Source organism: Nocardiopsis sp. CNT312 (genome assembly GCF_000515115.1).
GTDB lineage: Bacteria > Actinomycetota > Actinomycetes > Streptosporangiales > Streptosporangiaceae > Nocardiopsis.
In genome coordinates this window covers 186699-195785 of the sequence record NZ_KI911536.1, presented here as the reverse complement: position 1 = coordinate 195785, position 9087 = coordinate 186699, and the positions used below count along the sequence as shown (strand labels likewise).

1 pseudogene is annotated in these 9087 nt (G+C 69.0%); it reads left to right on the top strand.

Going from position 1 to position 9087, the window contains the following annotated elements:
* A pseudogene (locus B042_RS23770) lies at positions 1 to 9087 on the top strand (hypothetical protein); the annotation flags it as partial.

Genomic DNA, 9087 nt, shown 5'->3' with positions numbered 1-9087 from the left:
CCACCGCCCCGCCCTACTTCGACGACAGCCTCTACGACACCCCGCCCGCCACACCCCGCACAGCGCCCTCCCCCCTCCAAGGACCCCTCGACCCCAAACACCCCTTCACAGGGTTGGACCTCGACCCCAAAACCAACCTCCCCTTCCCCACCTCACCCCTGCCCTGGGCCAACGACAACACCGACATCAGCGTCTTCACCCTCACCGACATCGCACCCGGTATCGAACTCCCCAACTACCCCGCGCCCACCGGACCGGGAACAGGCACCACAACCAACACAGGCACCGGCCGGCAAGACGCCCCCACCAACACAGGAACCGAACGCACCACCTCACCCCGGCCCGGCGACCAGACGTCCGACACCCCCCGCCCACCCGCACGCGCCTCGGAAACCGACACCGACACGCTCTACGACACCGACACCGACACCGACACCGCACCCACCCCCCGCAGGACCACCACCCCAAGAACCGGCACACCCCTGCCCCTCAACCTCATCGAACCCAAGAACCCCCTCCTCACCGGCCTCGATCTCGGCCCCAAGGGCACCGCTCCCCTCCCCTCCTCACCCCTGCACTGGGCACCTGACAGCACCAGCGCCTTCATCGTCCCCGAGATCACCCCCGCACACAGCACCACCGCGCTACCCCCCGCCGGACAGGCCACCCCCACCAACACCACTCCGACCGGCGCACCCCGGACCCACACCACCGGCTCCGCCGACACCGGTGAACGAACCGGGACCACCGACCGGAGACCGGCCACGAACAACGCCCTGCCAGGCAGCAGCGAGACCAAGGACAGCAACGAACCGGGGGGCGGAAGCGGCACACCGGCCAAGGAGAAGGACAGATCCCCCCTGACCACCCAGGCCGCCGACAGCGGACCGGGAAGCGAGGAAAACGACACGGAGGCCCGTACACGGACTCTGGAGGAATCCGCCCCGGAACGCACCGACACGACCGAGACCGGTAACGACCACGACGGCACCACCGGCGAGCGGACCGACCACGGCGACCATGACCGTGAGGAGCACCCGCCTCCGCCCAGCCTCAGCGATTACCAGGGCTGGCCGGTTCCTGACCGGAGCGGAACCGCCTACGACCTCGGCTATCTGCTGGGCGCCCACACACTGCCGACCTACATGATCGTTCCCGAGAAGTTTCCGGCGTTCGTCGACGAGCGTGCGGCGGATCTGCGCCACGGCATGGACCAAGCGGCCAGAGACGACCTGCGCCGTCAGGTGAAGGACCAGATCAACAAGAACGTGCACGCCTTCTTCGACGACGAGGGCCACACCTTCACCGCCACCGGCGGTGACGGGCGCACATGGCAGGTCGACGTCTCGCTGCGGCCCTCTTCAGGAGACTTCTTCCACGTTCCGACCACCTTGGACGAGACCTCCGGCGGTTCCACACTGAAGTTCGTCGATGTCACCGGCGAACCGATCTCCCAGAACTCCAGTGGGGTGCACGGCGGCAGCAAATCGCTCGGCGCGGCGCTGACGGTCAGCCCTCTCTACGTCGACGCCACGCCGAGCGGCAACAGCGTCGGGCCCCGGCTGAGAGGACGCGTCTCCGGCGGAACCCGGGTTCGCTCAAGCAACCAGTCCGTGTCCAATGTCAACGACATGTCCTCCCTGTACGAGATCAAGGGCAAGCCGGAGGTCTTCGTCGCGGACCTCGACATGACGGTGGACATCAGGCCGACCGACTCGGTCACGTCGACCGACGGCGACAGCGCCGGGCCGGTGACCGTACGGTCCGAGAACGGGCTGGCCATGATCACGCCCAACACCGTCACCGCGAGCACGGGTCCCGCCTCGATCAGGCTCCGCGACCCGTTCGCTCCGGCCCATGACGACGACGGCCGCCTGGCCATCGACCCGCGCGCGGGCCAGGGACACGTCATTCGCGTGGGAGATATCCAGGGCATCGGGGACAACAGCGGCAAGACCCTGAACCAGTGGGTCACCGACTACCTGAACGGGGTCGGCCAACCACAGCGCACACGGGATCAGATACGCGACACCCTGGCGCCGTCGTTCCTCGACCCACGGCCGGAACGGCGCACCGAGATCGACAAACAGGTGAGGCGCGAGTTCTCCAAGAGCGCGCTACGCAACCGCCTGCCCCGTATGACCGGCGGCCCCGTACCGATCAATCTCACCGACATCACGGGCACGAGGCGGATCATGACCATGTGGTCGGTACCCACCGACTACACACGCCGGGGCCACGCGGTGCAGCCCAACTACAACACGAGGGTGAACGTCTCGGCGAAGTCGGCCGAGACGAACCTGAGCAAGAAGAACACGCTCGGTTTCGGAATCGGCGCAGGGATGGGGCTGGGCGTCGACTTTTCGGGGGTGCGAGCCGGGCGCATCGACGCCCCCTTCCTCGAATACTCCGGAAACGTGCAGGGGTCCGAGCGCGACGCCACCGCCCGCGCCGGATCGGCGAACTGGATGACCCTGGGCCCCAACGACATGTCGGCCTATGAGGTCGAACGCAACTACTACGTCCAGTTCGACGGCGACCCGAACACCTACAGGTTCCACGGCGACACGGTGGAACTGCTGTCCAGCAACGACTCCCGTGTCCTGACCGGGGAGCACCCGCCCCTTCCTCCGAGCCAGGTGCAGAACACCGAGAGCACGGGAACGGACCAGCAGCCCTCGACCGACACCGGCAAGGGCAAGGCAAGAGAGGACGCGCCCGAGACCGGCACTCCGACGAGGCGAGACGGTTCCCCCGCCACTCAGCCCCCCGCGCGTCCACCCTTCGACCACCTGGCGATCGACCACCCCACACACTTCGCCGGAGCGGCACCGCGCGCCTTCGCCTGGCCCGACGGGGCCCACTACCACGACGGCGACGACGGGAAGGCGCGCACGGTCTACGAGGCCCTGGCACTGAACATCCTGGAAGGGTTGTCCGCACGCCGTCCGGGCCTGGTTCTGCCTGAGCTGGCCAGAGGGAAGGACGACTACGCCCAGCGTCCGGGCCACGAGGAGGCGGGATACTTCGATCGGTCGCCCCGCGAGCACCGCCCGCTGCGCCGCAATTACGACATCGCCCGTTTCAACACGCTCAAGATCCTGGACACGATCTCCGAGGCCGGGCTCCGCGGCGGACTCAACGATCTGGCCAGAGGCGGTGTCACCGTCGACCTGTACGAACCCGCCGCCGTCAACCCGGCCTCGCTGTTCAGGTCCAACGAGAAACTCGTCCGGCCCAAGTTCGTCACGGTGCGTCTGACCGCGGGCTTCGATCGGCTGCAGTACGTGCGCCGCATCGACGGGTGGCTGGGCGGGGAGCTCAGGGGCGCGGCGAGCCGGTCGAGCGGACAGGGGGAGCAGCACGGCCATTCCGTGGCTCTGGGCGGCGGAATGTTCATCTGGGAGAGCGACAACTACGACGTGAGCGACCTTCCGGACGGAGGTGGTTATCCATCGGTGTCCTTGTCGGGCGGGCGTACGCGGTCGGAGAGCCGGAGCCAGGAACTCAACCACTGGTCGGAGACCGGTGTCTACTTCCTGGACGAGTCGGACGTGTGGCACTCATCGACCACGTTCGACGCCCGTCTGTACGAGTACGACGACATCGGCAGGACCCTCGGAGGCGACCGCCCACTGGAGGAACGGGGTGTCCCCCTCTTGGAGGCGCCGTTCCAGAGCCGACTGATCGTGGAGACGCCGACGGAGGTGGCCTCGGGGCCCACAGGACGCTCCGACGCGTGGAGCCCCAGAGCGCGGGACATCCAACCGCTCCCGCACGACCAGGCGGAGCGGATGATCAAGGGCAGCACCGAGCCCGGTGCCAACGCCGTCCGCAGGCGGCGCGACTTCTGGCAGCGACGCGACCGAACGCAGACACCCGCCCCTCCGACGGACACCGCAAGCCACAGCACGGCGACCACCCCCCGGGACGACGCTCGGACGAACGCGGCCCAGGACACCGGGACCACCGCATCCAACGCCGCGGAGGACGTCGGCCCCTCCACCGCCACTCCGCGCGAGGGCAACCGAGCCGCCCCACGCGAGAACACGGAGCAGACCGGATCCACCACCCCCACGCGTGAGAGCGACCAGACACAACGGCGCGCGGAACGGATGAAGAAGCTCTCGGCCAGCGTCTACGGCTTCGAAACGCACTTTCGCACCGAGAGCGACGACCGGATCACGAACATCCTCGAACAGACCTACCAGGCCCTGTCGCGGGGCTACCGCGAAAGGCGGCTGCACGACGGGCTCAGCCGCAAGCTGGACCACTTCCTCAGAAGGGCGCAGGGCAACAAGGACCTCCTGCCCACCGCGGTCTCCCCCCAGGTCCTGGCCGCGGCCAAGAACGGGAGCCGGGTCCGTTTCGAGACGAGTGGCGGCTTCTGGTCCCCGCACGATGTACGCGCGACGGTGGCCACCGATGTCGACATCACCTCCGTCGATACCTTCACCCACTCGAACGCCATGGTCATCTGGGAGGACAGGACCACCCTGAACCTGTCCAACGGTTCGGTCACCTCATGGCCCGTCAACCTGAACGCGGTGGGCCTGGGGTGGGCGAACCACTGGAACCCGCGGCCCGATGACGGCCCCGACCCGAACCAGCCGCTCACCAGCAACGACGGCCTGAAGCCCATCCCCTTCCTGGGGCCGAGCGCGGGCCGGAGCCTCTTCTCCAGATCGTGGGGCCACAGCGAGAACAGGTCCTACTCGCAGCAGATCTCCTTCCTGCCGAAGGTTCCGCTGTCGTACGCGTTCACCGCCTCCGGCACGGTCAAGCAGGCCCTGGAGTTCGTCAAGAACTGGAGTATCGGACCGACCTTCCCCGGGACCCCCCACTTCCGCGGCTGGCAGGCACACGTCTCCGACCTGCTGTCGGGCCTGGTCCACGTCCGCGACGCCATGCACGCGGGGATGGTGGAGGACAGGGTCGTCGACAGGGACGGGGCACTGGCCCTGGAGTCCCAGCCCGAACCCAGAACACCGGAGAACGTGCGTGTACGGCCCGGGTTCGAGAACTCGGGCAAGCGCACCAAGCCCGCCGATCCCGGGGCCGCCCTCCAGAATCTGGTCGACGACCTGGCCTCGGAGGGGTGGGAGCTGACCGTGGGCAGCAGGAACAGCGTGCTGCACACCCTCACCTCACAGCTCGGCCAGGTCCCCAACAGTGGTATCCCCGTCCCGGTGCGGGTCCGGGCCATCGACCAGTCGCTGGCCCACCTGAACTCTCCCGCGACCGCCCCGCTGGCACTGGACGCCACCGTCCACGTGCGCCTGGACACCTCCGACACCGAGGTTCAGTACCTGGGCAACAGCAACGAGTACCGGGAGAAGCACAAGTGGGAGGTGTCCTCGGGGCGGAGTACCTCCCGTTCCCCCTCCAGCAGTGTGGGCACGGAGAACATGCTCCTCACCCCGATGCCCTTCCACCCCGGCGGCGACGGTCCGATCTCGGAGTCACCGAACGAAAGCCGCCCCTACATCACGGGGCCGGCCGCGTACGCGAGCAAGGGGAGCTCGCGCACCGTCGCGGAGTCCGAGTCGCAGGAGGAGTCGCAACTGGTCGACCTGGCCCTGGACACCCCCTACGTGAAGGTCAGCCAGAACACTCGGCTCACCCTCGACCTGGAGTTCTCCACGAAGCAGAACCTGGCCAACCGGGTGCTGCACGAACAGCCCGCCGCGACGGACCGACGCGAGTTCAGCGGCAGCGGCGACGCGGGCCGTGTGGAGACCGTCTATCCCACCTCATACGTCGAGATCCTCGGCGACCGCGTCAGTGGCGAGGAAGGCGGAGACCGGCCCCAGCCCCCCCTGACCACCTCCACCAGCGCAACCCACCCCCGGGCGGACCGTGCAAGCAGCGAGGGAGGGCAGCGTACCGGGGACACCGGAGCACCGGAGCGCCCCGTCAACGACGTCTACGCGTCCCTGAACGAGATGATGCGGACGTGGACGCGGAACAACACACCGGAGGGGCAACCCCCCGAACGCTACCCGCTCGTGGTGCCCACCGCCGTCGAGAACAGCGGCCAGAAGGTGCGCGACACCGCACACGTCGTGGTGGCCAGGTCCCTGGGCTGGACGCCGCCGCCAAACGCGGTGGCGGACGGGCACTACACACCCGAGGCGATCCGGTCGGCACGCGAGCACACCGCCCACAAGCTGGGCCTGAACACGCGCTACAACGCCATCGACCAGAGCCTCAACGAGATCGCGCTCAAGGCGCTCTACGCTCAGGCGACCCACGAGAACACCGACCTGATCCGGATCGGTCGGACCGAGTGGACCTTCAAGGCGCTCCCGGACCGCTCCTCCGCGAAGATCCTCGACGTCGCCCCCAGCGGTCGGATCAACGACTTCCACAACGAGGACGAGTCCACATCGACGTCCTTCGGGCACACGAGCGCCCTTTCCAAGACGTTCGACGCCCGACCGGCGGGCCGCAGCGACCAGTCGCCGATCTACGAGAACCACACCGCCAACATCTACAGTTCGGCCTCGGGAACGTCCACCTCGGTATCGGGGGGCGGGGACAACCGCGGCGCACACCCCGCAGACGCCCCCGACTTCACACGCGGCCGTCTGGGCCCCATGCTCCTGGTGGAGCTGGACGCCAAGTGGGCGATCGGTGCCAGGTCAGAGCTGCGCGGATCCGCTTTCCGCAGGGCGGCGCGATACGTCAAGGACGGCGTGCGCAAGGTGCTGGGCAAACAGCACCCTCGGCCCGCCCGCTGGCAGGCCGGACACACCGATACCAAGGTGAGCGGCTGGATCACCCAAGGGGACGCGGTCCGCCTGGGGCTCATCGGCCAGGACCACTCCGACCGTCTGAACCCGTTGGCCGCGAAGCTGCACCGCGTCCAGGAGGAGATCAGCGGCGCGGAGATGGCCTACCTGGAGGCGCGCAGGTCCCTGGAGCCCGTGGCCGCCGAATACGTGGCCAACCCCGAGGACCCTCGGGCGCGGCAGGAGTACGAGCGGTTGGAAGCCGTCCAGGACCAGCGCCGCATCGAGTTCGAAGAGGTGACGGACCGCTGGGTCGCGGCCCTGAACGAGCTTCGCGAAGCCGCCGCGCAGCCAGAGGACCCCAAGGGCAAAGGCAAGGCACCCGAACGGGACACCGGAACGGACACCCCCGCCCCCGTGCCCACCAGCACGGCCGACCCCGCGGACACCTCGGAGAGCGACGCCAGAGGCAAGCAGGGCATCCGTGGTGGCGGTCTCGCGGGCCGGAAGAACGGCGGGGGGAGGTTCGGCGGTGGTCGGGCCTCCGGTCCTGTGCTGGAGACGATCGATGAGGCCGCCGAACCCGACGGCACTGCACGGACAGCCGCCAGGACCGACCGCGACGAGGAGAATCTGGCCGACCGCTTCGCCTCCGAACTCAACATCGCACTCGATCAGGATTCCGGCGGCACGGACCGAGGCAGCGACACCCCACCCGCTGATGTCTCGGACCGGTTCGCCGAAGCGGCTCGTGAGATCGCCGATCTGGAGCGGCGAGGCGGCGCACTCGCCTCTCAGATCGCACGGCTCGACATCGTGATGGGGCCGCTCCAGGAGCGGGCCGAGGCCACCGACGCCGAGCTCGTAGGCCTGGCACTGGAGCAGAGCCGGATCAGAGACCAGCTCTCCCAGGTCGAGGCCACTCTCGACCAGAGGCGGACCGAGAGCGCACGGGCCGACGCGGAAGCCACGCAGGCGAGCGCCGATGCCGACGCCGCGTCGGAACGGGCACGGGATGCGGCCGGTGCCGCCGATGAGGCCCATTCCCACCACGAAGCGTTGGAGGCGGAAGCCGTCGCCGCTGCCGAACACGCCGCGCGGGCCACCGCCACCGCCCACGACGCTCAGACAAGCCACGACGAGGCCCAGGCCCGGTTCCAGGAACGGCAACGACAGGACGCACACGACCGGCGGCGCCTGAACGACCTGGTCGAGCGGCTCCCCGAACTGCAGTCGCGTGCCAGCAGCGCGGTCAGGGAGCGCGAACGCGCCCGCGAAGCCTACGAGAGACGGTGGGACGAGCATCCCGGGGAGAGCGCTCCCGAGGCACTCCACGCCTGGGACACCGACATCGGACACCTCGACGACGCCTCCCGTGCCCGGCAGCGGGAGGCCGAGAGCGCCGAACGCTCCCTGGCCGAGGCCCGCAGGGAAGCGGACACCCTGACCGAGGCCCTGGCCGCGCGCGGGCGCGATGAGGAGCACACTCGGCAGGAACTCCAGGCGTTGTGGCGCGAGGCCGAGCGGACACGTGGCGAGGCAGAGAGAGCTGAGCGGGCCGAACAGGCCGCCAGGGGGAAGGCCGAGCGGGCCGGGCAGGACCTGGAGCGGGCACGGTCCCATCGGGAGAGCACCTCCGAGCGTTCCGCCGAACTCGCCGCGGCGGCCCGCGACGCCGGCGCACGCGCCGAACAGGCCAGGGCGGACCTGCGAGAGGCCGCCGACGAGCGGCACGCGCTCCGCCTCGGGTTGGGCCGGGTGGAGTCCCGTGCGGGCGACCTCCGAACCACGCGACAGGAAGTGCAGGACCGCCTCGGCCATCTGAGCGGCGACAGAGCGCGCTTCCAGGAGGAGTACGACGGCCTCAAGAGCCGGTGGCGGACGCTCATGAGTCACCAGGGCCGTTCGGAGAGCGAGACGGACCTGGAGTGGTTCCATCGCGACGGCACCGACGACGCTCCGGTGGCGGGCCCTTCGGGGCACAGCACCGTCCGCATCATGCGTACCGATCTCCCCGACACGGCCGAATACGCCAACGGAGCCTCACGTGACCGAAACGGGCACGAACCGAGGAACGGCCACGACGACCCAGTGTGGTCACTGGGTGAGAACGGAACCGTCCCCAACCCTCGCAGCGGCGAACCGGAACCGATCCAGCGCTGGAGCCCGCTCGACCCCAAAACCACCCCGCCATCGCTGCCGGGTCTGGACCCCAAGCACCCCGATGACGGCCAAAACCCGCTGGCCTTCCTCGGACGCTCCACCAAGCTCCCCTACGACCCCAACGGCCTGCTCGACCTGCCCTTCCCCGAAAACCCCCACCCCGGAACAACACCGGACACCACCACACCCG